23 protein-coding genes are annotated in these 26,047 nt (G+C 71.4%); 19 read left to right on the plus strand and 4 right to left on the minus strand.

The window, feature by feature from the left end; all coding sequences use genetic code 11:
- Positions 1-140 precede the first annotated feature (140 nt).
- From ACWD3D_RS12790 to ACWD3D_RS12835, 10 genes are all read left to right on the plus strand, one after another.
- Positions 141-908, plus strand: coding sequence for an enhanced serine sensitivity protein SseB (locus ACWD3D_RS12790; protein WP_451460918.1), 768 nt, complete (start codon positions 141-143; stop codon positions 906-908).
- Positions 909-1,127: 219 nt separating this feature from the next.
- Positions 1,128-1,913: an enhanced serine sensitivity protein SseB C-terminal domain-containing protein gene (locus ACWD3D_RS12795; RefSeq protein ID WP_451460919.1), complete on the plus strand. Its 786-nt coding sequence runs from the start codon at positions 1,128-1,130 to the stop codon at positions 1,911-1,913.
- A gap of 531 nt (positions 1,914-2,444) precedes the next feature.
- Positions 2,445-3,446: an ABC transporter permease gene (locus tag ACWD3D_RS12800; protein WP_451460920.1), complete on the plus strand. Its 1,002-nt coding sequence runs from the start codon at positions 2,445-2,447 to the stop codon at positions 3,444-3,446.
- A gap of 58 nt (positions 3,447-3,504) precedes the next feature.
- Complete coding sequence (locus ACWD3D_RS12805; protein ID WP_451460938.1) at positions 3,505-5,310, plus strand: ABC transporter substrate-binding protein; 1,806 nt, start codon at positions 3,505-3,507, stop codon at positions 5,308-5,310.
- A gap of 116 nt (positions 5,311-5,426) precedes the next feature.
- Positions 5,427-6,425, plus strand: a complete 999-nt coding sequence (locus ACWD3D_RS12810) for an ABC transporter permease (RefSeq protein ID WP_451460921.1) — start codon at positions 5,427-5,429, stop codon at positions 6,423-6,425.
- Entirely contained in the window at positions 6,422-7,522 is a 1,101-nt protein-coding gene (locus tag ACWD3D_RS12815) for an ABC transporter ATP-binding protein (RefSeq protein ID WP_451460922.1), read from the plus strand. The genes ACWD3D_RS12810 and ACWD3D_RS12815 overlap by 4 nt, the downstream gene beginning before the upstream one ends.
- Before the next feature lie 83 nt (positions 7,523-7,605).
- Positions 7,606-8,844 (plus strand): dipeptide ABC transporter ATP-binding protein, encoded by a 1,239-nt coding sequence (locus ACWD3D_RS12820; protein WP_451460939.1) that lies wholly within the window; start codon positions 7,606-7,608, stop codon positions 8,842-8,844.
- Positions 8,845-8,862: 18 nt separating this feature from the next.
- Positions 8,863-9,531: a trimeric intracellular cation channel family protein gene (locus ACWD3D_RS12825; RefSeq protein ID WP_451460923.1), complete on the plus strand. Its 669-nt coding sequence runs from the start codon at positions 8,863-8,865 to the stop codon at positions 9,529-9,531.
- A 72-nt stretch (positions 9,532-9,603) separates the two neighbouring features.
- Positions 9,604-10,500 (plus strand): thioesterase family protein, encoded by an 897-nt coding sequence (locus ACWD3D_RS12830; protein ID WP_451460924.1) that lies wholly within the window; start codon positions 9,604-9,606, stop codon positions 10,498-10,500.
- A 227-nt stretch (positions 10,501-10,727) separates the two neighbouring features.
- Positions 10,728-12,194: an MFS transporter gene (locus tag ACWD3D_RS12835; protein ID WP_451460925.1), complete on the plus strand. Its 1,467-nt coding sequence runs from the start codon at positions 10,728-10,730 to the stop codon at positions 12,192-12,194.
- A gap of 129 nt (positions 12,195-12,323) precedes the next feature.
- Here ACWD3D_RS12835 and ACWD3D_RS12840 read toward each other — a convergent pair whose 3' ends face one another.
- Positions 12,324-12,971, minus strand: a complete 648-nt coding sequence (locus ACWD3D_RS12840) for a TetR family transcriptional regulator (RefSeq protein ID WP_451460926.1) — start codon at positions 12,969-12,971, stop codon at positions 12,324-12,326.
- A gap of 173 nt (positions 12,972-13,144) precedes the next feature.
- Here ACWD3D_RS12840 and ACWD3D_RS12845 point away from each other — a divergent pair, with 173 nt between their 5' ends.
- The 3 genes from ACWD3D_RS12845 to ACWD3D_RS12855 are packed head-to-tail and all read left to right on the plus strand — an operon-like array spanning position 13,145 to position 14,905.
- A complete protein-coding gene (locus ACWD3D_RS12845) occupies positions 13,145-13,291 on the plus strand; it encodes a hypothetical protein (protein WP_451460927.1) in 147 nt (48 codons plus the stop codon).
- 59 nt (positions 13,292-13,350) lie between these two features.
- Entirely contained in the window at positions 13,351-13,722 is a 372-nt protein-coding gene (locus tag ACWD3D_RS12850; RefSeq protein WP_451460928.1) for a DUF4190 domain-containing protein, read from the plus strand.
- 13 nt (positions 13,723-13,735) lie between these two features.
- Positions 13,736-14,905 carry a cysteine desulfurase family protein gene (locus ACWD3D_RS12855; protein ID WP_451460929.1) on the plus strand — a complete coding sequence of 390 codons (1,170 nt, stop codon included), beginning with the start codon at positions 13,736-13,738 and terminating at the stop codon, positions 14,903-14,905.
- Positions 14,906-15,105: 200 nt separating this feature from the next.
- On the opposite strand, the gene ACWD3D_RS12860 is transcribed toward ACWD3D_RS12855, so the two are convergent.
- Positions 15,106-15,777, minus strand: coding sequence for an N-acetylmuramoyl-L-alanine amidase (locus tag ACWD3D_RS12860; RefSeq protein WP_451460930.1), 672 nt, complete (start codon positions 15,775-15,777; stop codon positions 15,106-15,108).
- A gap of 61 nt (positions 15,778-15,838) precedes the next feature.
- On the opposite strand from ACWD3D_RS12860, the gene mnmA reads away from it, so the two are divergent.
- Positions 15,839-16,972: a tRNA 2-thiouridine(34) synthase MnmA gene (gene mnmA / locus ACWD3D_RS12865; protein ID WP_451460931.1), complete on the plus strand. Its 1,134-nt coding sequence runs from the start codon at positions 15,839-15,841 to the stop codon at positions 16,970-16,972.
- 79 nt (positions 16,973-17,051) lie between these two features.
- On the opposite strand, the gene ACWD3D_RS12870 is transcribed toward mnmA, so the two are convergent.
- The gene (locus ACWD3D_RS12870; RefSeq protein ID WP_451460932.1) at positions 17,052-17,855 is read right to left on the minus strand and encodes an alpha/beta fold hydrolase; all 804 of its coding nucleotides are present in this window, start codon (positions 17,853-17,855) and stop codon (positions 17,052-17,054) included.
- Between the two features lie 112 nt (positions 17,856-17,967).
- On the minus strand, positions 17,968-18,297 hold the full coding sequence (locus ACWD3D_RS12875) for a DUF427 domain-containing protein (protein WP_451460933.1): 330 nt from the start codon (positions 18,295-18,297) through the stop codon (positions 17,968-17,970).
- Positions 18,298-18,394: 97 nt separating this feature from the next.
- Here ACWD3D_RS12875 and ACWD3D_RS12880 point away from each other — a divergent pair, with 97 nt between their 5' ends.
- The 5 genes from ACWD3D_RS12880 to ACWD3D_RS12900 form a co-directional block, all read left to right on the plus strand.
- Positions 18,395-18,934 (plus strand): LOG family protein, encoded by a 540-nt coding sequence (locus tag ACWD3D_RS12880; protein WP_451460934.1) that lies wholly within the window; start codon positions 18,395-18,397, stop codon positions 18,932-18,934.
- Positions 18,935-19,001: 67 nt separating this feature from the next.
- A complete protein-coding gene (locus ACWD3D_RS12885; RefSeq protein WP_387368481.1) occupies positions 19,002-19,691 on the plus strand; it encodes an SDR family oxidoreductase in 690 nt (229 codons plus the stop codon).
- Between the two features lie 69 nt (positions 19,692-19,760).
- On the plus strand, positions 19,761-20,786 hold the full coding sequence (locus ACWD3D_RS12890) for a methionine synthase (protein ID WP_451460935.1): 1,026 nt from the start codon (positions 19,761-19,763) through the stop codon (positions 20,784-20,786).
- Between the two features lie 91 nt (positions 20,787-20,877).
- Positions 20,878-23,082 carry an NAD-dependent DNA ligase LigA gene (gene ligA, locus ACWD3D_RS12895; RefSeq protein ID WP_451460936.1) on the plus strand — a complete coding sequence of 735 codons (2,205 nt, stop codon included), beginning with the start codon at positions 20,878-20,880 and terminating at the stop codon, positions 23,080-23,082.
- Positions 23,083-24,010: 928 nt separating this feature from the next.
- The coding region (locus tag ACWD3D_RS12900) for a putative bifunctional diguanylate cyclase/phosphodiesterase (protein ID WP_451460937.1) at positions 24,011-26,047 on the plus strand (2,037 nt) is incomplete at its 3' end.

Here is a 26,047-nt window from a genome sequence, read left to right on the forward strand (position 1 = left end):
CGATCCGGCACCGGGCATGCCGGGCGCGGTGCCCGGCATGCGGGACAACGCCGGGGACAGCAGCGTGGCCGGGACGCCGGGGCCCCGCGCCGGTTAGTGTTTCTGCCGCAGGACACGGTCGACAAGAGGACACAGAGGCAGTGGACATCCCGGCACAGACGTCGCCCCAGTCGCCCCACCAACCCCAGGGGTGGCCTGCGAACGAGTTCGAAGAAGTGCTCAGCGCCTCGCTGGGCGTCCCCGGGGCGGGCGGCCGGCTCGTCGAGGTGCTCGGCCGCAGCCGGCTCTGGATTCCGCTGCCCGGCGGCGGAAGTACCGCCAGCGCCGATCTCGACCTGCCGACGATCGAGCTCGACGGTGCCGCCTTCGTCCCCGTCTTCAGCTCCGAGGCCCAGTTTCTCGGATGTGCCGGCGCCAACCTCTCCTACGCCGTCGCGCCCGCCCGCGAGTTCGCGCGCGGACTGCCCCCGCAGGTGGGCATCGCGGTCAACCCGGGCGGTGCGGTCGGGCTTCCGCTGCCGCCCGCCGCCGTGGCCGAGCTCTGCCGTGCCGGGAACACCCCGCTGGACGGACCGGCCGGCGGCGGCCGGGTCCGGCTCTGGGAGCCGGACTGGAAGGAGGAGCCGGTCGACTTCCTCGCCGCCGTGTCCGCGGAGTTCCAGGGGACCGGTGTGGTCGCCACCGCCCGTCGCGCGCTGGCCAGCATCGAGGGCGGCGACCCCGTCCTCTTCGTCGCCGTCCAGTTCTCGGCGTGGGACGAGGCCACGCAGGGCGCGCCCATGGACGCGCTGGGCCGCGCGCTCGGACGCGTGCAGGTGCCGTGGCCCGTCAACCTGGTCCTGCTCGACATGGCGCAGGACCCGGTCGGCGACTGGATGCTGGAGAAGGTCCGGCCCTTCTTCCAGTGACCGCCGGGACGGACCGGTCGCGGCGCCGGGACGTGCCCGTCGACCGGCTGCCGGGCGGCCCGGCCGCTGCCCGGGGCCGGCCCGCCGTGTCCGGCATGTCGGACGGTGGCGTCAAGTCGGTGTCAGTGAGGGCGCATAAGCTGGTTTGATGGCGAGGTTGCTCCCGCGCGCCCGGGGGCGGCGCGCGACACGGTGGATCGACGAGGGGCGGGACCCAGGGTGAGTGCGTCAGGCACGGCGGCGGCCGGGCAGGTCGAACACATGCTGCGCCAGGTGACCCCCGGGCGCTTCGACGCGTACGAGGAGTTGCTGAGGGCCCTTTCGGACGGCCAGGTCTGGATGCTGCTCTGGCACGGCACGGCCGGCTCCCCGGACGCCCAGTACGGCAACATCGGTGTGGACGGCCTCGGTTACGCCCCGTGCGTGACCTCCGCCCAGGAGCTCGCGGCCAGCGGCTGGAACCGTGCCCACGAGGTGATCACCGGCCGGGAGATCGCCCGCTCGCTCTTCCCCGACCACTGGGGAATCTGGCTCAACCCGCACACGCCCGGCGGCGGCGTGGGCATCCCGTGGCTGGATCTGCGCCGGATCGCCAACGGGCTCGACCGGCTGCCCGCAGGACCCCTCACCCTCTCCGAACCGGCCATCGAGATCCCGCAGTTCTACGCGTTGCTCTCGCAGAACGCGCACCGCACCCCGGCGGTCCGCTCGCTGCGCCGCGCCTGGGTGCAGCCGGCGCTCGGCGCCCCGTACCTCGCCATCGGGCTCGACCTCTACGACACCGGCCGGGCCGCCGTGGAGTCGGCCCGCGCGATGATGGGGCAGACGATCGGCGCCGTCCCGGAGGGGCTTCCCGTCTCCACGGTCGCGATGTCCGACGACTACGACCCGGTCGCGATGTGGCTGCGGGCCAACGCCCGTCCGTTCTACGACCGGGAGGCGCACGCGCAGCCCGCCTCACCGCCGCCCGCGGCTCCCGGTTACGGCTACCCGCCCGCGTACTGACGCGTACGCGCGCCCCGGTCCTTCCGTACGGCGAGGCCGCGTCGTGGAGTTCCGTCCCGGCCGGGCCCGCCCGTACGGGTGAAGTGACCTGCGTTTTTCGGCCATCTGGGACCATTCCTGAGGCCCTTGCCGCCGTGCGCCGGGTGTCCGGGAGGAGCGCTCGTGCGCCTTTCACGCCTTTTTCGCCACCGGGCGGTGAAGCGTGCCACCTGATGGGTACATCATCCCCATGCGCGCCATGTCCCGCTCTGACCACTCCTGCCGCTCACATGGGCGTTGGTACGCATCCGTACTCAATTGAATTTCAACTGTGTTGCGTCCGGGGGTCGTTCACAGGCGTCCGGATAACGGATCGACCAAGTCGGATCACGGTTAGGCATCCATTCGCTGTCAAGTCTGGCAACAGATCACGACGGGCATGAAGACTCCCGCTCCAAGGGGCGATCGGTCCCGAGCCACCACCGGACGAAACCGCCGCCACCGCGGCAAGTGTGTGCCGGCCACCGCCGGTTGAGAGGGGTCCCTGCCACGATGACGGCACCACTGCACGAGCCGACAACGGAAGCGGCCCCCCCGGCGGGATTCGAAGCGGGCATCGCGCCCGAGAAGGCGGTGCAGGGCCGCTCCCTGGGCCGCATCGCCTGGGAGCGGCTGAAGCGGGACAAGCTGGCCCTCGGCGGTGGCGTCGTGGTGCTGTTGCTGGTCGTCGTCGCGTTGCTGGCGCCCGTGATCACCCACCTGGTCGGCCAGTCCCCGTACGACCACCACGAAGAGCTGATCGATCCGCTGTTCTCCACGCCCACCGGTTCCTACGGGGCGATGAGCGGGACGCACTGGTTCGGCGTGGAGCCGGTCAACGGCCGCGACATCTTCGCCCGCATCGTCTACGGCGCCCGGGTCTCGCTCCTCGTCGGCTTCCTCTCCGCCGTCGTCGCCGTCGCTCTCGGCACGGTGCTCGGCGTGCTGGCCGGCTTCTTCGGCGGCTGGCTGGACGCGCTCATCAGCCGCGTGATGGACATGCTGCTCTCGTTCCCGCAGCTGCTCTTCATCATCGCCCTGGTGTCCGTGATGCCCAACAAGCTTTTGGGGCTGGAGGGTTCGGGCGTCCGCCTCTTCGTGATGATCCTGGTCATCGGGTTCTTCGGCTGGCCGTACGTCGGCCGCGTGGTGCGCGGGCAGACCCTCTCGCTGCGTGAGCGGGAGTACGTGGACGCGGCACGCAGCCTGGGCGCGGGGCGGTTCTACATCCTTTTCAAGGAGCTGCTGCCGAACCTGGTGGCGCCGATCGTCGTCTACGCCACGATGATGATCCCCACCAACATCCTGACCGAGGCGGCCCTGAGCTTCCTGGGCGTCGGAGTGAAGCCGCCCTCCGCCTCCTGGGGCCAGATGCTGTCATCCGCTCTGAGCTACTACGAGTCCGACCCGATGTACATGATCATTCCGGGCGTGGCGATCTTCATCACCGTCCTCTCCTTCAACCTCTTCGGCGACGGCGTGCGTGACGCGCTCGACCCGAAGGGTTCTCGCTGACAGTCGTACCCCGGAGCCCGTGCACCGTACGGGCCGATCTACACACGGAGGATCCCGAATCGTGACATCTCGACGGAACACACGGCGCAAGCAGGCCGTGGCCGCTGCTGCCGTGGTCGCGGCACTGCTCTCCACGGCGGCCTGCGGCGGCGGGGGCGACGACGACAGCGCCAAGGGCGGTGGCAAGGGCGGCGGTTCCGCCAACGCGGCCGGCTTCGACGCGGCGAACAACAAGGTCGCCAACGCCTCGACGAAGGCCGGCGGCGAGCTGAAGTTCGCCGGTGTCCAGGACGCCGACTCCTGGGACACCACGCGTGGGTACTACGGCTTCGTGTGGGACTTCATGCGCTACTACAGCCGCCAGCTGGTGACCAGCAAGACGGCCCCGGGCGCCGGCGGCACCGAGCTCACCCCGGACCTCGCCACCGAGCGCGCGAAGATCACGGACGACGGCAAGACCTACACGTACACCCTGCGCGACGGGGTCTCGTGGGAGGACGGCAAGCCGGTCACCTCGCAGGACGTCAAGTACGGCATCGAGCGCCAGTGGGCCCAGGACGTGCTGTCCGGCGGCCCCGTCTACCTGCGGGACATCCTCGACCCCAAGGGCGAGTACAAGGGTCCCTACAAGGACACCTCCGCCGACCACCTGGGTCTGAAGGCCATCGAGACGCCGGACGCGAAGACGATCGTCTTCCACCTGCCGACCGCCAACAGCGACTTCGAGGCGATCCTCGCGCTGACCTCGTCCTCGCCGGTCCGCCAGGACAAGGACACCAAGTCGAAGTACGGCCTCAAGCCGTTCTCCTCGGGCCCGTACAAGTTCGAGTCGTACACGCCCAACAAGTCCGTCGTGCTGGTCCGCAACGAGAACTGGAAGCAGGAGTCGGACCCGGTCCGCAAGCCGCTGCCGGACAAGATCTCGGTGACCCTGTTCTCCAACGCGGACGACATGGACAACAAGCTGCTCAGCGGCGAGTACGACCTCGACGTCAACCAGACGGGCCTCTCCCCGCAGGGCCGTACGAAGGCGCTCAAGGAGTACAAGGACAACCTGGACAACCCGGTTTCCGGCTACATCCGTTACGCCTCCTTCCCGCAGAACGTCGCGCCGTTCGACAACATCCACTGCCGCAAGGCCGTGCTCTACGGAGCCGACCACAAGTCGCTCCAGACCGCCCGCGGCGGCCCGGTGGCCGGCGGCGACATCGGCACCAACATGCTGCCCCCGTCGGTGCCCGGCTCCGAGGGCCAGAAGTACGACCCGTACGGCTTCACCACCAACGACGGCGCGGCGAACACCGCCAAGGCCAAGGAAGAGCTGGCCGCCTGCGGCAAGCCGGACGGCTTCTCCACCACCATCGCGGTGCGTAACAACAAGCCCGTCGAGGTGGCCACCGCGGAGTCGCTCCAGGCGTCCCTCGCCAAGATCGGCATCAAGGTCGACATCGACCAGTACGACGGCGCCCAGTACTCCGGCATCATCGGCAACCCGTCCGTGGTGAAGAAGAAGGGCTACGGCATCATCATCATGGGCTGGGGCCCCGACTTCCCCTCGGTCCAGGGCTACGGCCAGCCCCTCTGGGACAGCAGCTACATCCTGGACAGCGGCAACAACAACTTCGCCATGATCAACGACAAGGCGATCGACGCGAACTTCGACAAGTACGCCGTCGAGCTCGACGACGCCAAGAAGGTCGCTCTCTCCACCGAGCTCAACCACCAGGTGATGGAGGGCGCTTACTACCTGCCCTTCGTCTTCGAGAAGTTCATCAACTTCCGCTCCTCGCGTCTGACGAACGTCTACACCACTGACGCGTACAGCGGTCAGTACGACTTCATCAGCCTGGGCGTCGAGAAGTAATCATTCCCCCGGCACACCCGCCGAACGGCACGAAAGGCAGGTGAAGGCCGGAGCGGTTCGGCCGCGGGCCACCGGACGACCTCCGGTGGCCCGCGGCCCCCGCCGGGCCGAGAGCAGTGCTCACATACCTCATCAGGCGGCTGCTTGCCGCCGCAGTGATGCTGATCGTCATCATCGTGGTGGTCTTCAGCATCTTCTTCCTCATCCCCAAGTGGACGGGTGTCGACCCGGCCACGATGTACGTGGGCAAGACGTCGGACGCCGCGGCCGTCGAAGGCATCCGGCAGAAGCTCCATCTGGCCGAGCCGATCTACGTCCAGGTCTGGGAGTTCTTCAAGGGCATCTTCGTCGGGCGCACCTACTCCGGGGGCGGCGACGTCACCGACTGCGCGGCGCCCTGCTTCGGATACTCCTTCCGCAACGAACAGGCCATCTGGCCGGTCATCACCGACCGGCTGCCGGTGACCCTGTCACTGGCGGCGGGCGCCGCCGTGCTGTGGCTGCTGGCGGGTGTCTCGGCCGGTGTGCTCTCGGCGCTCAAGCGCGGTTCGCTCTGGGACCGTTCGGCCATGGTCGTCGCCCTCTCGGGCGTCTCGCTGCCGATCTTCTTCACCGCCATGCTGTCGCTGGGCATCTTCGACTACGGACTGGGCTGGATCGACTCCGGGTTCGTCCCGCTGGAGGAGAGCGTCGGCGGCTGGTTCCAGGGGCTGCTGCTGCCCTGGGTCACGCTCGCCTTCCTGTACGCCGCGATGTACGCCCGCATCACCCGGGCCACCATGCTCGAAGTGATGGGCGAGGACTACATCCGCACCGCCCGGGCCAAGGGACTGAGTGAACCGGTCGTCATCGGCAAGCACGCCATGCGCTCCACCATGACACCCATCCTCACCATGCTCGGCATGGACCTCGGCGCCCTCGTCGGCGGCGCGATCCTCACCGAGACCGCCTTCAGCCTGCCCGGCCTCGGCCAGGCCGTGCTCAAGGCGATCAACGAGCGGGACCTTCCGGTGATCCTCGGCGTCGTACTGATCACCTCCCTCGCGGTGATCGTCGCCAACCTCCTCGTCGATGTCCTGTACGCCGTGATCGACCCCCGAGTGAGGCTGTCATGACCGAGCTGAGCAAGAGCGGGGCTGCCGCGCCGGAGGCAACCGCCCCCGCCTCGCCCGCACCCGGAGCCTTCCTCGACGTCCGCGACCTGAAGGTGCACTTCCCGACCGACGACGGACTCGTCAAGTCCGTGGACGGACTGAGCTTCACGCTGGAGAAGGGCAAGACCCTCGGCATCGTCGGCGAGTCCGGCTCCGGCAAGTCCGTCACCTCGCTCGGCATCATGGGCCTGCACACCGCCGGCCAGTACGGAAAGCGCAAGGCCCGGCTGTCCGGCGAGATCTGGCTGGACGGCACCGAGCTGCTCTCCAGCGACCCGGACGAGGTCCGCAAGCTGCGCGGCCGCAACATGGCGATGATCTTCCAGGACCCGCTCTCCGCGCTGCACCCGTACTTCACGATCGGCAAGCAGATCGTCGAGGCGTACCGGATCCACCACGCCGTGGACAAGAAGACGGCCCGCAAGCGCGCGATCGAGATGCTCGACCGGGTCGGCATCCCGCAGCCGGACAAGCGGGTGGACAGTTACCCGCACGAGTTCTCCGGCGGGATGCGCCAGCGCGCCATGATCGCGATGTCGCTGGTCAACAACCCCGAACTGCTGATCGCCGACGAGCCGACCACCGCCCTGGACGTCACCGTCCAGGCGCAGATCCTCGACCTCATCCGTGATCTGCAGAAGGAGTTCGGCTCCGCCGTCATCGTCATCACGCACGACCTCGGCGTCGTCGCCGAACTCGCCGACGACATCCTCGTCATGTACGGCGGGCGGTGCGTGGAGCGCGGACCGGCCGAGAAGGTCTTCTACGAGCCCCGGCACCCCTACACCTGGGGCCTGCTGGGCTCGATGCCGCGCCTGGACCGCGAGCAGACCGACCGCCTGATCCCGGTCAAGGGTTCCCCGCCCTCGCTGATCAACCTGCCGTCCGGGTGCGCCTTCAACCCGCGCTGTCCCTACGCGGACGTACCCAAGGACAACGTCACCCGTACCGTGCGGCCCGAGCTGCTGGAGGTGGGGAGCCGCCACTGGTCGGCCTGCCACCTCTCCCCGGAGCAGCGGGAGCGCATCTGGACCGAAGAGATTGCGCCCAAGCTGTGACCGACGACGAAGCAGTGACGAGCCGGCCGAGCGAGCCGGTCCCCCCGCACACCGAGGGGGCAGCGGCAGCATCCGGCGGGACGGTGGCGGCCGAGACCGCCCGGGTGCCCGCGCCGCGTACGGGCAAGGGCGTCGCCCAGGGCGAGGTGCTGCTCCGGGTCAAGGGTCTTGAGAAGCACTTCCCGATCAAGAAAGGCCTGCTCCAGCGCACCAGCGGTGCCGTACGGGCCGTCGACGGGATCGACTTCGAGGTGCGCGCGGGCGAGACCCTGGGCGTCGTCGGTGAGTCGGGCTGCGGCAAGTCGACCATGGGGCGGCTGATCACCCGGCTGCTGGAACCGACCGCGGGCACCGTCGAGTTCGAGGGCACCGACATCACGCACCTTGGGGTCGGCCGCATGCGCCCGTTCCGGCGCGACATGCAGATGATCTTCCAGGACCCCTACTCCTCGCTGAACCCCCGCCACACCATCGGCACCATCGTCAGCGCCCCCTTCAAGCTCCAAAACGTCACCCCCGAGGGTGGCGTCAAGAAGGAGGTGCAGCGGCTGCTGGAGGTGGTCGGCCTCAACCCCGAGCACTACAACCGCTATCCGCACGAGTTCTCCGGCGGCCAGCGCCAGCGCATCGGCATCGCCCGCGCGCTCGCGCTCAACCCGAAGCTGGTCGTGGCCGACGAGCCGGTCTCCGCGCTGGACGTCTCCATCCAGGCGCAGGTGGTGAACCTGCTCGACGACCTCCAGGCCGAGCTGGGCCTCACGTACGTGATCATCGCCCACGACCTGTCGGTGGTCCGGCACGTCTCGGACCGGATCGCGGTGATGTACCTCGGCAAGATCGTGGAACTCGCCGACCGCGAGTCGCTCTACAAGGCGCCGATGCACCCGTACACCAAGGCGTTGCTCTCCGCGGTGCCGATTCCGGACCCCCGCCGCCGGGGCGCCAAGAGCGAGCGCATCCTGCTCACCGGTGACGTTCCCTCGCCGATCTCGCCGCCCAGCGGCTGCCGCTTCCACACCCGGTGCTGGAAGGCGACGGAGGTCTGCCGTACGCAGGAACCGCCGCTGATCGCGCTGCGGACCGGGCACCAAGTGGCCTGCCACCACCCGGAGAACGCGCCGGACCAGGCCCCGGGCGAGGACGTACTGCCCCTGGCGCGCGAGGCGATCGTGGCCGCCACGCCGAAGGGCACCGAGCCGGAAGCACCGGGCGCTGCCGCACCGGAAGTGCCGGACGCGCCCGAAGCACCGGAAGCATCCGGGCAGGAGGCCCCGGAGGCACCCCGGGCCACCGGGGACACGGGGGACGGCACGAAGGAGTAGCACCGGCACAATTGGCCGGTGCTCACCGAACTGTTCACTCCCTCCGTCCAGCACGCGCTCGATGTCGTCGGGATCTTCTTCTTCGCGATCTCCGGCGCTCTGCTCGCCGTACGCAAGAACTTCGACGTCTTCGGCATCGCGGTTCTCGCCGAGGTGACCGCGCTGGGCGGAGGGATTTTCCGTGACCTGATCATCGGGGCGGTGCCGCCGGCCGCCTTCGCCGATCTCGGCTACTTCCTCACCCCGCTGATCGCGGCCGCCCTGGTCTTCTTCCTGCACCCGCACGTCGAGCGCATCCAGGTCGGCGTCAACGTCTTCGACGCCGCGGGGCTCGGCCTCTTCGCCGTGAGCGGCACGACCAAGGCGTACGACTACGGCCTCGGGCTGACCTCCTCCGTCGCGCTCGGCCTGGCCACGGCGGTCGGCGGCGGGGTGCTGCGGGACGTGCTGGCCAACGAGGTGCCCTCGCTGCTGCGCTGGGACCGGGACCTGTACGCGGTGCCCGCGCTCGTCGGCGCCTCCATGGTCGCGCTCTGCATCCAGTTCGACGCCCTGAACGGCTTGACCACGGCCTTCGCGGTCGTCGCGGGGTTCGTCCTGCGGCTGCTGGCGATGCGGTTCCACTGGCGGGCGCCGCGCGCGTACAACCGCCGTTCGGCGAGCGGCGAGGAGGGGGCAGGCAGCTGAGGAGGCCCGGGTCCGCCCTCCGCCCACATGAAAAGCTACCGCTCAGTAAGGTGTCGGTGTAGCGTGCGTGGCATGGCACAGGCAGCAGCGCTCCCGGCACAGACCGGGCGGACGACCCCCGGACCCGCGACCCTCGCGCGGGCGGCCGTCGGAGACAGCGAGTTCGACCGGGACACCGCGGTCGTCCGTCGCGAGGAAGGCGTCTACGACGCGGAGCTCTCCGCGGGATGGACCATCATCCGCGCGGTCAACGGCGGCTATCTGCTGGCCCTGCTCGGCCGCGCGCTGGGCGACGCGCTGCCGCACGCCGACCCGTTCTCGATCACCGCGCACTACCTCACCGCCTCCGTGCCCGGCCCCGCCGTCATCCGTACCGAGGTCGTCCGCGCCGGGCGCACCCTCTCCACCGGCCAGGCGACCCTCTACCAGTACGCCGAGGACGGCAGCGAGGTCGCCCGCATCCGGGTGCTCGCCACCTACGGCGACCTCGACGCCCTCACCGACGAGGTCCGCACCACCGCGCTCCCGCCCGCCATCCCGCCGTACGACCAGTGCCTGGGGGCCGAGTCGGGCGGCGGCATGATCCCCGGCAGCTCCGCCATCACCGAGCGGCTCGACATCCGGCTCGACCCCGCTACGGTCGGCTGGGCGCTGGGCAAGCCCTCCGGCAAGGGCGAGATGCGCGGCTGGTTCGGCCTGGCGGACGGCCGCGACCCGGACCCGCTCTCGGTGCTGCTCACCGTCGACGCGCTGCCGCCGACCTCGTTCGAGCTGGGCCTCAAGGGGTGGACCCCCACCGTCGAACTCACCGTCCACGTCCGTTGCCGCCCGGCCCCCGGCCCGTTGCGCGTCGCCATCACCACCCGCAACCTCGCGGGCGGCCTCCTGGAGGAGGACGCCGAGGTCTGGGACAGCGCGGACCGGCTCGTCGCCCAGTCCCGGCAGCTCGCCCGGGCACCGCGGGGCTGACCGCGCCGCGCGCGGCCGGCGCCGACCCGACCCGACCCGACCCGTCCGGTGGACCGCCGGACGGGTCCCGTGCTGTCCGGGGCCTCTTCGGGCCCGGACCTGCGCGCGGGGGAGCGGCGGGCGCCGGCACGGCTCCTGACGTGCCGTTTGCTCCCGGCGGCTCCCGGGTACCCGGACTCAGCGCCGAGCGGCGGTGCAGCGACGCCGCACCCCAGGAGGCATTGCCCATGAGTCACAGCGACGGAACGAGTCTCGGGACCATCACCACCAAGGTGCCGGCCCGCCTGGACCGCCTTCCCTGGTCACGATGGCACTGGATGATCGTGATCGGCCTCGGGACCGTATGGATTCTGGACGGTCTGGAAGTGACCGTCGTCGGGAACATCGCCAGCCGGCTGTCCGAGGACGGCAGCGGACTGCCGATCACCGACGCCCAGGTCACCGGGCTCGCGGCAGCGCTCTACGTCGCCGGGGCCTGCTCGGGCGCCCTCTTCTTCGGCTGGCTCACCGACCGCTTCGGCCGCAAGAAGCTGTTCCTGATCACCCTCGCGGTCTATCTGATCGCGACCGCGCTGACCGCGCTCTCGTTCTCGGTCTGGTGGTTCTTCCTCTTCCGCTTCTTCACCGGCTTCGGCATCGGCGGCGAGTACGCCGCCATCAACTCCGCGATCGACGAGCTGATCCCGAGCAAGTACCGGGGCCGCGTCGACCTGATCATCAACGGCAGTTACTGGCTGGGCGCGATGGGCGGCGCGCTGCTTTCCGTCCTCGCGCTCAACACCGACATCTTCCCGAAGGACATCGGCTGGCGGCTCACCTTCGCCCTCGGGGTGGTCCTCGGCCTGGTCATCCTGCTGGTCCGCCGGCACGTGCCCGAGAGCCCCCGGTGGATGTTCATCCACGGCCAGTCCGAAGGCGCGACCCGGATCGTCGACGAGGCGGAGGAGGAGATCGAGAAGGAGAAGGGCCGGCCCCTGCCCGAGGTGGAGACCGCGATCACCATCGAACAGCGGCGCAGCATCGGCTTCGTGGAGATCGCCCGTACCCTCTTCCGCGACTATCCGAAGCGGGCGACGCTCGGCTTCTCGCTCTTCATCGGCCAGGCGTTCCTGTACAACGCCATCACCTTCGGGTTCGGCTCGATCCTGGTGAAGTTCTTCGACGTCTCCAGCGGGACGACCGGGTACTTCTTCGCCGTCATCGCCTTCGGCAACTTCCTCGGGCCGCTGCTGCTCGGCCGGCTCTTCGACACCTGGGGACGCCGCCCGATGATCGCGGGCACCTACATCCTCTCCGGTGCCCTGCTCTTCGGCACCGCGGGGCTGTTCGGCGCCGGAGTGCTCACCGCCGCCACCATGACCCTCTGCTGGTGCGTGGTGCTGTTCTTCGCTTCGGCCGGAGCGAGTTCGGCCTATCTGACGGTCAGCGAGATCTTCCCGATGGAGACCCGGGCGATGGCGATCGCCTTCTTCTACGCCATCGGTACGGCGGCCGGCGGCATCTCCGGACCGCTGATCTTCTCCGGGCTCACCGCGAGCGGCGTCGTGGGCGACGCGGTCATCGCGTTCTGTATCGGGGCCGCGCTGATGGTGGCCGCCGGACTGGTCGCGGTCTTCCTCGCGGTCCCCGCCGAGCGGAAGTCGCTGGAAGACATCGCCACCCCGCTCTCCGCGCGGGAGGGGGAGCAGTCGTAAAGCGTGTTGCGGACGTGGCGCCGTCCGCCCGGAGGGCGGGACTTTCGCAACTTTGGAGGCTGCCCCGTCCGCCGCTCCCGTCCCCGGCGTCGTGGGGCGGGAGCGGCACTTCGCGGACCCGGCCCCTGCTCAGCCGCCGTCCGCCGCGGGCGTCGGGTCGTCGTCCAGCCAGTGGCGGCGCCCCAGGGTGATCAGGCGCAGGCGGCGCCGCGCCACCCGCACGACCTCCTCCTCGGTGCCGGGGGCCGCGTCCAGGAGGGCGGAGGCGGTGATCACCATGTGATCCACGTGGAGGCCGCCCAGCATCAGCAGGTCCTCCCGGCTCCAGCCCGCCGACTCCGCCTCCCCGGCCAGCGCGTCGGCCACCTCCGTCACGAACAGGGCGAGTTGTGCCGCTATCGCCGCGCGAACCCCGGCCACCCCGCCGTGCTGCTCCCGGGCGATGAAGCGGAAGTGCGCGGGGTGTGCCGCCACATGACCCGCGATGGCCGCGACGCTCCGGTCCAGTCGCTCCTCGCTGTCCCCGGTCCCGGCGAGGACCGCGCCGATCATGCCGTGCAGGCTGTCGAGCGTCTGGTCCACCAGTGCCACACCGAGGGCGGCCGTGTCCTCGAAGTGACGGTAGAAGGCGGTGGGGGTCACCCCGGCCGCCCGTGTCACCTCACGCAGGCCGAGGCCGCTCAGGCTCTGGTGTTCCAGGAGCCGGAGGGCGGCGTCCAACAGGCACTGACGTGTCCTCAGCTTCTGGGCCTGACGGGTTCCGGTGGTGTGACTCATGCCATTCAGTAAACAACTGTTTTCCGGTGCGAGGGAGTCCGAGGCGGGGGGACACGGGTTTAGACTCGGTGGTCAGTGAACAGTCGTACTCTCACTGGATGCGGAAGCCGGCGCCCATGCCGCCGGGGCCCGCTCCGTGGTCCGTACGACTCCGATGATCAGAAAGGCCGCTCATGCTCGCCCTCGTCGCCGCGCTGCTCCTGTTCGGGATCCTGCTCGGGACGGTCGCCCACCTTCCGGTCGCGCTGACCCTGGCGTCCGCCGCCGTGATCGGCTGCTGGCTGATCGGCTTCGCGGTCCGTGAGCGCCGCTCCCACTGAGCCACCGCCGCTCGCCCCCTTTCGCGCAGATCCCGCCCCAGGCCGAAGGAGCTCGCACCATGACCCTCTCCTCGCTCGTCGCCCCGGTGCTCCGCACCGGCCGACACGTCGACCGCGACACCCGGCCCGCGGAGGCCGTCGACCGCGACACCCGGCCCGCGGAGGCCGCCACCGACGGAAAGGCCGAAGCCCAGGCGCGAACCCGTGACGCCGACGGGCTCGCCGTCGCCTCGTTCGTCCTGGGCCTGCTGGGCCTGCTCGTGTTCAACCTGCTGCTCGGCCCGGCCGCCGTCGTCATGGCGCTGATCGCGCTCGCCCGGTCCACCGAGCGGCGCGGACGGGCCTTCCTCGGGCTCGCGCTGGGCGTCGCCGACCTGGTCGTCCTCGCCGTAGTGGTCACCGCTCACGGGGTGGTCGCCTGGGGCTCGTAGAATCGGACGCACCATGGCTTACCTCGACCACGCCGCGACCACGCCGATGCTTCCGGAGGCGATCGCGGCGATGACCGCGCAGCTCGCCGCGACCGGTAACGCGTCCTCCCTGCACGCAGCCGGGCGCCGGGCCCGCCGTACCGTCGAGGAGTCCAGAGAGACCCTCGCCGACGCCCTCGGCGCCCGCCCCAGCGAGGTGGTCCTCACCTCGGGCGGCACCGAGGCCGACAACCTCGCCGTGAAGGGCCTCTACTGGGCCCGCCGCGACGCCGACCCCCGCCGCACCCGGGTCCTGGCAAGCCCGGTCGAGCACCACGCGGTGCTGGACGCGGTCGACTGGCTCGCCGAACACGAGGGCGCGACCGTCGAGTACCTCCCCGTCGACCACTACGGCCGGGTGCACCCCGAGGCGCTGCGCGAGGCCATCCTCAGCGACCCCGACGACGTCGCGATGATCACCGTGATGTGGGCCAACAACGAGATCGGCACCGTCATGCCGGTCCGTGAACTCGCCTCCGTCGCATCCGAGTTCGAGATCCCGATGCACGCCGACGCGGTGCAGGCCTTCGGTCAGCTGGAGGTCGGCTTCGCCGACTCCGGTCTCGCCGCGATGACGGTGAGCGCGCACAAGATCGGCGGGCCGTTCGGTATCGGCGCCCTGCTGCTGGGCCGCGCGTACACCCCCGTACCCGTACTGCACGGCGGGGGCCAGGAGCGGCACGTGCGTTCCGGCACCCTCGACGTGCCCGCCGTCGCCGCCTTCGCCGTCGCCGGTGAACACGCCGCCCGTCACCGCGAGGAGTTCGCCCGTCGCGTCGGGGGACTCCGCGACGACCTGGTCGCGGCCGTGCTGGAGGCCGTCCCGGACGCCGTGCTCGGCGGCGACCTGGCCCCCGGCGGCCGGCTTCCGGCCAACGCCCACTTCAGCTTTCCCGGCTGCGAGGGCGACTCGCTCCTGCTGCTGCTGGACGCCCAGGGCATCGAGTGCTCCACCGGCTCCGCCTGCACCGCCGGGATCGCCCAGCCCAGCCACGTGCTGCTGGCCACCGGCACCGATCCCGACCTGGCGCGCGGCACCCTGCGCTTCTCGCTCGGCCACACCTCCACCGCCGAGGACGTCGCCGCCGTGGGCCGCGCCATCGGTCCCGCCGTGGAACGCGCCCGCACCGCCGGACTCAGCTGAGGAACCGCCCGGCCCGGGCGCGCGGGCCGGACGTCCCGAGGCCGTGTCCGACCATTCCCGTCGGGCGGCCGGTGCCCGGTGCGGCACCTCGCGGCGTTGTCGGACCGCCCGAGTACATCCCGTACACGGGCGGTCCTCCGCCCGCACCGGACGCCGCCCGCCGATCCGACGCGCATGGTCGGACACGGCCTGAGCCTGGCCTAAGCCGCCCGCCGTATCAGCTCGATGTACCGGTCCCAGTCCCAGTGCGGCCCGGGGTCGGTGTGGTCCGTCCCCGGCACCTCCACGTGCCCGACGACGTGCTCCCGGTCGACGGGGATGCCGTACCGCCCGCAGACCGACGCCGTCAGCCGCGCGGAGGAGGCGTACATCGCGGCGGTGAAGTCCTTCGGGCGGTCCACGAACCCCTCGTGCTCGATGCCGACGCTCCGCTCGTTGTACGCGCGGTTGCCCGCGTGGTACGCCACGTCCAGCTCCCGGATCATCTGCGTCACCGACCCGTCCTTGCCCACGACGTAGTGCGCGGCGGCCTGGTGCGCGGGGTCCTGGAAGGCCCGCACCGCGCTCGCCAGACTGCCCTGCGTGACATGGACGACCACCCGGTCTATCGCGAAGTCGTCGGGGCGGTCCGCGCGCCGCCAGTTCGCCCCGGAGGCCGCCGTCCAGTGGGCCCCGGCGTAGTCCAGCTCGCCGGGGGTGCGCGGCTTCTCCACGCCCGGCAGCCGCCACCAGGCGTGTTTCAGCTCGTCCCGCGCAAGCGCGGCGGCCGTGACCGCCGCCGCCATGGCCGAGCCGCCGATCAGCAGGGTGCGCCGGCTCACACCGTCCGCGGTCCCGTCCCGGCCGGACGGGCCGCCTCCCGTGGTTCCCATGACAGCTGGAACGCATATCCGCGGGCGATCGGTTCCCGGAGCCCCGTACTCTGGACGGGCTATGACTCAGACTTCCCAGCGCCCCCTGCGCGTGCTCGCCGCCATGTCCGGCGGAGTCGACTCCGCCGTCGCCGCCGCGCGCGCCGCCGAGGCGGGGCACGACGTGACCGGTGTGCACCTCGCCCTCTCCGCGAACCCGCAGTCGTTCCGTACCGGAGCGCGCGGCTGTTGCACCATCGAGGACTCCCGGGACGCCCGCCGCGCGGCGGACGTCATCGGCATCCCGTTCTACGTCTGGGACCTGGCGGAACGCTTCCGCGAGGACGTCGTGGAGGACTTCGTCGCGGAGTACGAGGCGGGCCGCACGCCCAACCCCTGCCTGCGCTGCAACGAGAAGATCAAGTTCGCCGCGCTGCTCGACAAGGCGCTCGCCCTCGGCTTCGACGCCGTGTGCACCGGTCACTACGCCACCGTCGTGCTCAACGAGGACGGCAGCCGCGAGCTGCACCGCGCCTCCGACATGGCCAAGGACCAGAGCTACGTCCTCGGGGTGCTGGACGAGAAGCAGCTCGCGCACGCGATGTTCCCGCTCGGCGACACCCTCACCACCAAGGAGGAGATCCGCGCCGAGGCCGAGGCACGCGGGCTCGCCGTCGCGAAGAAGCCCGACAGCCACGACATCTGCTTCATCGCGGACGGCGACACCCAGGGCTTCCTGGCGAGCCGGCTCGGCGGCAAGGCGGAGGGCGACATCGTCGACGAGGCGGGTGCCAAGCTCGGTACCCACGACGGGGCCTTCGGCTTCACCATCGGACAGCGCAAGGGTCTGCGCATCGGCCACCCGGCCGCCGACGGGAAGCCCCGCTACGTCCTGGACATCTCCCCGGTGAACAACACCGTCACGGTCGGCCCGGTGGAGGCCCTCGACGTCACGGCCCTCACCGCGATCAAGCCGCGCTGGTGCGGCACCGCCCCGGCGGGCCCCGGCACGTACACCGCGCAGCTGCGCGCCCACGGCGGCGAGACCGAGGTCACCGCCGAGCTGACCGACGGCACCCTGCACGTCTCCTTCACCGAGCCGGTGCGCGGGATCGCCCCCGGCCAGGCGGTCGTGCTCTACGACGGCACCCGGGTCGTCGGGTCCGCGACCATCGCGACCACCGTCCGGCGCGAGACGGCCCCGGCCGCCTCCTGAACGCGGGGCGCCCGTGGCCGGTCCGGCCGGCCGCGGGCGCCGCTTCATCGCCGGGCGACGAGCCGGGCAGCGGGCGGATTCACGGCTGGGGGACGAGCCCCCGGCGGGCGAAGAACTCCATCAGGACCGGGGCGAGCACCTGCGGGGAGAGTTCCCTGGTCTGGCCGCTGAGCGTCCGGTGCCGGGCGTGGGGGATCGCCTCGGCCAGTGCCATCGCCGTCTCCCGCACCGGGTCCGCGCTGAATCCGCCGCTGACGATCAGCGTGCGGGCGGTCACCGCCGCGAACCGCTCCAGCGGGGGAGCCCCGTCCCCGAGCAGGGCGTCGTCGTACTCCAGCGTGTGCGCCAGCGCCTCCAGCCCCGCCCACAGCGGCGCCCGGCGCATCCGTGCCACCGTCTCCGGTGGCACACCCGTCCGCGCCAGGAACAGCTCCACCGCCCCGCCCCGGTCGCCGGCCGCCAGGCGCTCCCGCAGCTCCGCCGTGCACCGCGCCTTGTACGAGAACCCTTCCTCGCCCGGGGTGTAGGGCGGCTCGAAGACCGCCAGCACCTCCATGGGCACGCCCGACGCCTGCGCCTCCAGGGCCAGTGCCCCGCCCGACGACATGCCGAACACCGCCACCGGCCCGGCCGCCGCACCGACGACCGCCGCGAGATCCTCGATCTCCCGGTCGGGCGCGTACGGCCCGCCCGGTCCGGCGCCGCTGCCGCCCCGGCCCCGGCGGTCGTACGTCACGACGGTGAAGCGGGGCGCGAGCAGCGCGGCTAGCGGGCCCTCGGTCGCGGCGGTGCTCAGCGCGCCCCCGACCAGCACCACCGGCGCCCCGTCGCCCTGTCTGCGGTAGGCGATCGGGGTGCCGTCCAGCGAGAGAATCCTGTCCATGGGAGGGCAGACCCCCGGTGCCCGGAGAACTCATCGCAGCCGGAGAGGATTTTTCGTCCGGACCTGAAGCGGGCTCAAAAGACCTGCCGCTCCCGTTCATTGCTGATCAATTTCAGACGTTCTCGGTCTCGTAGAAGCAGAAGTGATCCTTGATCGCCGCCACTTCAGGCTTCGGATCGAGGTAGGCCCAGACGAGATCGGCCGCGCCGGGCAGCGACCAGTAGGAGGCATCTCCCTTGAACGGACAGTGCGTACGGGTTTCGGATGCCGTCAGCAGCTCGGTACGGACGTCCTCGGGCGGCAGGTAGTAGCGGACCGGGCAGCCGGTCTCGCGCAGCACGAGCGGCCGTCGGCTCTCGGCCAGCACCTGTCCGTCGTGGACGACCCGGACGTGATCGGTCGCGGGCTCGACGGTGATGCGGTGTCCCTCGGCGGAAGTCATGTCCGGTGCAGCCGACGGCGCGCCCGTTTTCTTCCCGTACCGCTCACGCCCTCGGGGCGCGTCCGGCCCGGTCCGCGCGCCACCGTACGGTGGCGTCATGAACATCTGTGTCTTCCTCTCCGCCGCCGACCTCGACGACCGCTACACCCGCCCCGCCCGCGAATTCGCCGAACTGCTCGGACGCGGCGGACACACGCTCGTCTGGGGCGGCTCGGAGAGCGGGCTGATGAAGGTCGTCGCGGACGGCGTGCAGGAGGCGGGCGGCCGCCTGGTCGGGGTGTCCGTGGAGTTCATGGCGCACCAGGCCCGGAAGAACGCCGACGAGATGGTCTTCGCCCGCGACCTCGCCGAGCGCAAGGCGCTGCTGCTGGAGAAGGCCGACGCCGTCGTGATCATGGTCGGTGGCATGGGGACGCTCGACGAGGCCACCGAGATCCTCGAACTCAAGAAGCACGGCAAGCACACCAAGCCGGTGGTCCTGCTGAACGCCGACGGCTTCTACGACGGCCTGCGCCAGCAGTTCCTGCGGATGGACGAGGAGGGATTCCTGCCGCTGCCCCTCACCGACCTCGTCTTCTTCGCCGAGGACGGCGTCGGCGCGCTGGCCTACCTGGAAGAGTCCGCGGGTCAGCTCTGATCCCGGCCCACCCGGTCCAGCGCGCCCGGCCGGTCCCGGCGCGGGACCGGGTGGGATCATGGAGCCCATGCCTACCCACCTCATCACCGGCGCCGGTTCCGGCATCGGAGCAGCCGTCGCCCGCCGCCTCCGCGACCGGGGCGACGACCTCGTCCTGCTGGCCCGCGACGCCGGCCGCGCCAAGGAACTGGCCGCCCTCCACCCCGGGGCCCGTACGCTCGTCGGCGACCTGGGCAACCCCGACCGGCTCTCCTGGGCGTTCGGCCAGCAGCCGATGCCCGAGAGCCTCGACTCGCTGCTGCACATCGCCGGCGTGGTCGAGCTGGGGAACATCGGCGACCTCACCCCGAAGGCCTGGCACTTCCAGCTCAACGCCAACCTCGTCGCCCCCGCCGAACTGACCCGGCTGATGCTGCCGCAGCTGCGCGTCGCCCGGGGGCACGTCGTCTTCGTCAACTCCGGCGCCGGCCTCTCCGCGTCCGCGCAGTGGGGCGCGTACGCCGCCAGCAAGCACGGGCTCAAGGCGCTCGCCGACTCGCTCCGTCACGAGGAGCACGGCAACGGCGTCCGCGTCACCTCCGTCTACCCCGGCCGCACCGCGAGCCCCATGCAGGCCAAGGTCCACCAGCAGGAGGGCAAGGAGTACGACGCCGCGCGGTGGATCGACCCCGAGTCCGTGGCCACCACGATCCTCATGGCGATCGACCTCCCGCGCGACGCCGAGGTCAACGACCTGACGGTCCGCCCCGGCCGCTGACCCCGCAGGTTCCCCCGGGGCCCGGCCCTGGGGAACGGGCCCGCCGCCCCGGGACCGTACGCTTCCCGGGTGAGCGAGAAGAGCAGGTTCAGCGAGTGCGCGGCGACCGGGGTCGGGTCCATGCCCGGAGGCGACGCGCGGGAGACGGCGAAGACCGTCACCGGGTCCTTCGCGGACGGGCAGGGCATCCCCCACCTGGCGGAACTCCCCGCCCGGGGGCCCGGCGCGGACATGATCGGACGGACCGTCGGACTCCTCGTGGAGATGTACGGGCACGTCGAGCCCAGCGGCTGGCGGATCAGCGACCGCCCCGGCCGCGACACCCGCCGCGCCCGCTCCTGGCTCGGCGAGGACCTCGACGCCCTGGAGGAGTTCACCCAGGGGTACGAAGGGGTGCTCAAGGTCCAGGCGGTGGGGCCGTGGACGCTCGCCGCGGCCCTGGAGCGGCGCAACGGCGAGGCCGTCCTCGGCGACCCCGGCGCCTGCCGCGATCTCGCCGGATCGCTCGCCGAGGGGGTGAAGGCCCACCTCGCCGAGGTGCGCCGCCGGATTCCCGGTGCCGACGTCGTGCTCCAGCTCGACGAACCGTCCCTGACCGCCGTACTCGGCGGCCGGGTCAGGACAGCGAGCGGCTACCGCACCTACCGCTCCGTCGACCGCCAGATCGTCGAGGGCGCCCTGCGCGACCTGCTCGCCGTCGCCGGGGAAGGCGCGGGGCTCGTGCACTCCTGCGCCCCGGAGGTTCCCTTCGCCCTGCTGCGGCGGGCCGGGGCCGCCGCGATCTCCTTCGACTTCTCCTTGCTCACCGAGCGTGAGGAGGAGGCGATCGGCGAAGCGGTGGAGAGCGGCACCCAGCTCCTCCTCGGCATCGTGCCGGGCACTGACGCGGCCTCGGCCGGATTGTCCGACCCGGGCGGTAGCGTCATGGGAGTCAGGAAGCTGTGGAGCAGGCTGGGGCTGAATCCGGGGACTCTCGCCGAGTCCGTCGTGCTCACCCCGTCGTGCGGCCTCGCGGGTGCCTCGCCCGCGTACGCCCGCGCCGCGCTCGCCCACTGCGCCCGGGCTGCGCGGTCCCTCGCGGACAACCCCGAGTGACGGGACGCGCGGCGCGGCCCTGACCCGGGGCACCGTGCGCCCCGTACCCCGCACCAATTCGAGAGACAGCCCCCAACGGGAGGACGGGACGATGGCCGGCACCGGCGACGAGCACATCCAGCAGGACACGGTGGTGCCCAGCGAGGCACGGGAGCGGCACGCCCTCGTCGCCGAGCAGATCGAGGACCACCGCTTCCGGTACTACGTCCGGGACCAGCCGGTCGTCAGCGACGCCGAGTTCGACCTGCTGATGCGCGAACTGGAGGCGCTGGAGGAGGCCCACCCCTCACTGCGCACCCCGGACTCGCCGACGCAGAAGGTCGCCGGGCCGTACATCACCGAGTTCACCTCGGTGACCCACCGCGAGCGGATGCTCTCCCTGGACAACGCCTTCGACGACCTGGAGCTGGCCGCCTGGTTCGAACGCGTCGCCAAGGACGTCGGTTCCACCGGCCACTCCTTCCTCTGCGAGCTGAAGGTGGACGGCCTGGCCGTCAACCTCACGTACGAGCACGGCCGGCTGACCCGTGCCGCCACCCGGGGCGACGGTGTCACCGGCGAGGACGTCACCCCCAACGTCCGTACCATCGCCGAGATCCCGCACCGGCTCAAGGGCGACCGGATTCCCGCGCTGGTCGAGATCCGCGGAGAGGTCTTCTTCCCCATGGAGGACTTCGAAGGGCTCAACGCCCGGCTGGTGGAGGCCGAGGACAAGCCGTTCGCCAACCCCCGCAACGCGGCGGCCGGTTCGCTCCGTCAGAAGGACCCCAAGGTCACCGCCGTCCGCCCGCTCCACATGGTGGTCCACGGCATCGGCGCCCGCGAGGGCTTCGACATCGACCGCCTCTCCCACGCCTACGAGCTCCTCGGCGAATGGGGCCTGCCCACCGCCCGGCACAACAAGGTCGTGGACACCCTCGACGGTGTGCGCGAGTTCATCCGGTACTTCGGCGAGAACCGGCACTCCGTGGAGCACGAGATCGACGGGGTCGTCGTCAAGCTCGACGAGATCCCGCTCCAGGGCCGGCTCGGCTCCACCGCCCGCGCCCCGCGCTGGGCCATCGCCTGGAAGTACGCCCCGGAGGAGGTCAACACCAAGCTGGTCAACATCCGCGTCGGCGTCGGCCGCACCGGCCGCGTCACCCCGTACGCCCAGGTCGAACCCGTGAAGGTGGCGGGCTCCGAGGTCGAGTTCGCCACCCTCCACAACCAGGAGGTCGTCAAGGCCAAGGGTGTCCTCATCGGCGACACCGTCGTCCTGCGCAAGGCCGGCGACGTCATCCCGGAGATCCTCGGCCCGGTCGTGGACCTGCGCGACGGTACCGAGCGGGAGTTCGTCATGCCCGCCGAATGCCCCGAGTGCGGCACCCCGCTGAAGCCGGCCAAGGAGGGAGACATCGACCTCCGCTGCCCCAACGCCCGCTCCTGCCCGGCACAGTTGCGCGAACGCATCTCCTACCTCGCCGGCCGCAAGTGCCTGGACATCGACCACTTCGGCTACGTCGCGGCCGCCGCCCTGACCCAGCCGCTGGAGCCCGCCGATCCGCCGCTGCTCGACGAGGGCGACCTCTTCGGGCTGACCATCGAGCGGCTGCTGCCGATCCGCGCCTACGTCCTCGACCAGGACAGCGGGCTGCCCAAGCGCGACCCGAAGACCGGCGAGGAGAAGATCGCCACCGTCTTCGCCAACCAGAAGGGCGAGCCGAAGAAGAACGCGCTCGCCATGCTGGAGGGCATCGAGGCGGCGAAGCAGGCCCCGCTGGCCCGGCTGCTGACCGGGCTTTCCATCCGGCACGTCGGCCCGGTCGCCGCACAGGAGCTGGCCCGCCAGTTCCGCTCCATCGACGCCATCGACGCCGCGAGCGAGGAGGAGCTGGCGGCGGCCGACGGCGTCGGCGCCGTCATCGCCGCCTCCGTCAAGCAGTGGTTCGCCGTGGACTGGCACCGGGAGATCCTGCGCAAGTGGCGGGAGGCCGGGGTCCGCATGGAGGACGAGAGCGTCGGCGAGGACGAGGGCCCCCGCCCGCTGGAGGGGCTCACCGTCGTCGTCACGGGCACCCTCGTCGGCCACACCAGGGACGGCGCCAAGGACGCGCTGCAGAGCAGGGGCGCCAAGGTCACCGGCTCGGTGTCGAAGAAGACCTCCTTCGTCGTCGTCGGCGACAACCCCGGCTCCAAGTACGACAAGGCGATGCAGCTCAAGGTGGCCGTGCTCGACGAGGCCGGTTTCGCGGTCCTGCTCGACGAGGGCCCCGAGGCGGCGCGCGCGGCGGCGCTGCCGGTCGAGGGGGAGTGAGCGGCGTCCGCCACGCCCCGGGAAGGGCCTCTGACCACCTGCCTCCGCCCCACGGCCCGCCCCCGCCCCGGCCGGCTCGTACGGCGGCCCCGCGAACGGCCGGAGGAGACAGGCGGTGGGACGGAACTGCAGGGGAACACGCCTCTTGACGAGGGAGGCCGGCATGACACGACGTTCCCATTCGTACAGGGCGCCGGAGTGGACCAAGCCGGGCCGACGGTGGGCTCTGTGGGTCTACTGGCCGATGCTCTGCATCAGTACGGGACTGCTCGCGTGGAGGGTGGGTGACGGCGCCGGTACTGGACAGATCGCACTTGCTGCCCTGCACGTCCTCGTATGGGCATGCCTCCTGACAGCCAATCGGTCCGCACGCCACCGACGGCCCGAAGCGCGGCCGTAGCCCTCGTGGCGGGCCAGGCCGCCCCGGCGGGCCGACGCCGGGTCGTCGACCGGACGAAGAAGGCCACGGGCAATCGGCAGGCGGGGAGCCCGTGCTCAAGCCGTCCCCGCCCCCGTCACCGCCCCGCACGAGCAACCGCGTGGCCCGCCACCGCCCCCTGACGTCCGGGGGTTCGGGGCGATGTCCGCACCACCCGTTCGGACCACGACGGACGCGGGGAGACCCGCCCGTCGGCGCCCGGGGAGCGGCTCGCGGCGCTGAATATGCGCGCCGCGGGTCGAAGAATCGTTCGCATACTGGACATACGGGGTGTTCCGGCGGTGCGGTGAGGTGCCGTGACCGTCCCCGCGCACCGGCCGGGAATCACGGGACAGCCCAAAGGTGCGGAGCGCTGCCCCGGAAGCTCTCGGCGTCCTACTGTTGGCACCTGCGCCCTCCGTGCACGGCTGCGTGGCGGGTGCGGGCCGTGGTGGCATGGGAGCGGGGGCCACCGTGTGACGTCGTCACCGCAGGCTTGAGAGGGACGGAATGAAGCCGACCGAGAGCGCCGCACCGGTGTCGCGGATGCAGGGTTTCGCGGGCCTCACGCCGAAATGGGGGGCCCTGCTCGTCGCGCTCGCCGCCGTACAGCTCGTCACGGGCCTCGGCCGTGTCCTGCGCGACGGTGACGCCCTCTTCCCGGACGGCACCGCGGGCTGGTCCCTGGCCGTCCTGACCGGTGTCATCGTCGGCCATCTGGTCGCCCTCGGCCGGGACCGCTATTGGGGCGGCACCGGCTCCGGCTCCGCGCTGACCCTCGCCGTCCTGCTGCTCTACGGCTGGGTGGCCGCCGGACTCGTCAGTGTGATCGTCGTCGTCCTCGTCGGCGTCGCCCGACGCCACCGCTGGCAGCAGGGCCTCCTGCACGGCGCCGTGGACATACTCGGCATCGGCGCGGCGGCCCTCGTGCTCGCCGCCTTCGGAGTCGGACCCAGCGTCGAAACCCCGTGGCAGCCACTCGACTGGGGCATCGACACCCTGCCGCCCGTGGTGCTCTGCGCCGGCATCCATCTCCTCGTCACCCGCGCCCTCCTCTGGTACGCCCGCGCACCGCAGGGCGGCGGACTGCCGACGATCGCGCGCACCACGCTGATGCGGCAGGGACTCGTCGCCCTCGCACTGCTCGGCATCGCCCCGCTGATCTGCGTCGTCGCGATGACCATGCCCGTCCTGCTGCCGCTCTTCGCGGTGCCGCTCATCGCGCTGGACTCCACGCTCTGGATCGCCCGCGCCCGCGCCGAGGAACAGCTCCGCGACCCGCTGACCGGACTGCCCAACCGGCAGTGGCTGCTCCAGCGGATCTGGTCCGCGCTGGAGGAGGCCGAACCACTCGGCAACCGCTCCGCCCTGGTCCTCATCGACCTGGACCGCTTCCGCGCCGTCAACGACACCCTCGGTCACCTGGCCGGCGACCGGTTGCTCCTCCAGATCGCGGACCGGCTCCGGCTCGCCCTGCCGCGCGGCGCGGAGGCCGCCCGCCTGGGCGGGGACGAGTTCGCGGTGCTGCTCCCGTACACCGAGTCCACCACCAGCGCCCAGCGCGTCGCCCGGCACCTGGTCGCCGAACTCTCCTCGCCGCTCGACCTCGACGGACTCACCCTGGTGCTGGAGGCCAGCGCCGGGGTCGCCGTCCACCCCGAGCACGCGCAGGACGCCGAGGGGCTGCTGCGCCGCGCGGACGTCGCGATGTACCAGGCGAAGCGCGACCGCACGGGTGTGGAGGTGTACGAGTCCAAGCGGGACAGCAACACCCCGGACCGGCTCGGCCTGCTCGGCGACCTCCGCAGGGCGCTGGACGCGGGGGACGTGGAACTGCACTACCAGCCCAAGGTCCGCTTCGACGGTCAGGTTGCCGGGCTCGAAGCCCTGGTGCGGTGGGTGCACCCCGAGCGCGGCCGGGTCCCCCCAGACGAGTTCATCGCCATCGCCGAGACGTCCGGGCTGATGCCGCACCTGACGGAGTACGTCCTGGAGACCGCACTGGCCCAGGTCGCCCGCTGGCGGGCCGAGGGGCTCTTCGTGCCCGTCGCCGTCAACGTCTCCCCGAGGGACGTCCACACCCCCGGGTTCGCCGGCGGCGTGGCCGCCCGACTGGCCCGCCACGGGGTTCCGGCCGGCTCCCTCCAGTTGGAGATAACGGAGCACGTGCTGCTGGAAGATCCGCAGCGCGCGGCCGACACCCTCGCCGGACTCACCGGACACGGCGTGAAGATGTCGCTCGACGACTTCGGCACCGGATACTCCTCCCTCGTCCATCTGCGCCGGCTGCCGGTGAGCGAGCTCAAGATCGACCGGTCGTTCGTGGCCCGGCTCGCCGTCGACCAGGAGGACGCGGAGATCGTCCGCTGCACGATCGACCTCGCCCACTCGCTCGGACTGCTGGTCGTCGCGGAGGGTGTCGAGGACGACGAGACCTGGGAGCGGCTGCGGGACCTGCGCTGCGACGCCGTGCAGGGCTGGCTGGTGGCGGCCGCGATGCCGCCGCAGGAGGCGACGGCCTGGCTGCGGGCGCGCGGCGAACACGGC

It is taken from the genome of Streptomyces sp. NPDC002690, assembly GCF_053592415.1.

Excerpts from the sequence above, each read along its gene's own strand:
- ACWD3D_RS12800 (WP_451460920.1), top strand. The coding sequence starts at position 2,445 with ATGACGGCACCACTGCACGAGCCGACAACGGAAGCGGCCCCCCCGGCG.
- ACWD3D_RS12815 (WP_451460922.1), top strand. The coding sequence starts at position 6,422 with ATGACCGAGCTGAGCAAGAGCGGGGCTGCCGCGCCGGAGGCAACCGCC.
- ACWD3D_RS12830 (WP_451460924.1), top strand. The coding sequence starts at position 9,604 with ATGGCACAGGCAGCAGCGCTCCCGGCACAGACCGGGCGGACGACCCCC.
- ACWD3D_RS12835 (WP_451460925.1), top strand. The coding sequence starts at position 10,728 with ATGAGTCACAGCGACGGAACGAGTCTCGGGACCATCACCACCAAGGTG.
- ACWD3D_RS12840 (WP_451460926.1), bottom strand. The coding sequence starts at position 12,971 with ATGAGTCACACCACCGGAACCCGTCAGGCCCAGAAGCTGAGGACACGT.
- ACWD3D_RS12845 (WP_451460927.1), top strand. The coding sequence starts at position 13,145 with ATGCTCGCCCTCGTCGCCGCGCTGCTCCTGTTCGGGATCCTGCTCGGG.
- ACWD3D_RS12850 (WP_451460928.1), top strand. The coding sequence starts at position 13,351 with ATGACCCTCTCCTCGCTCGTCGCCCCGGTGCTCCGCACCGGCCGACAC.
- ACWD3D_RS12855 (WP_451460929.1), top strand. The coding sequence starts at position 13,736 with ATGGCTTACCTCGACCACGCCGCGACCACGCCGATGCTTCCGGAGGCG.
- ACWD3D_RS12860 (WP_451460930.1), bottom strand. The coding sequence starts at position 15,777 with ATGGGAACCACGGGAGGCGGCCCGTCCGGCCGGGACGGGACCGCGGAC.
- mnmA (WP_451460931.1), top strand. The coding sequence starts at position 15,839 with ATGACTCAGACTTCCCAGCGCCCCCTGCGCGTGCTCGCCGCCATGTCC.
- ACWD3D_RS12870 (WP_451460932.1), bottom strand. The coding sequence starts at position 17,855 with ATGGACAGGATTCTCTCGCTGGACGGCACCCCGATCGCCTACCGCAGA.
- ACWD3D_RS12875 (WP_451460933.1), bottom strand. The coding sequence starts at position 18,297 with ATGACTTCCGCCGAGGGACACCGCATCACCGTCGAGCCCGCGACCGAT.
- ACWD3D_RS12880 (WP_451460934.1), top strand. The coding sequence starts at position 18,395 with ATGAACATCTGTGTCTTCCTCTCCGCCGCCGACCTCGACGACCGCTAC.
- ACWD3D_RS12885 (WP_387368481.1), top strand. The coding sequence starts at position 19,002 with ATGCCTACCCACCTCATCACCGGCGCCGGTTCCGGCATCGGAGCAGCC.
- ligA (WP_451460936.1), top strand. The coding sequence starts at position 20,878 with ATGGCCGGCACCGGCGACGAGCACATCCAGCAGGACACGGTGGTGCCC.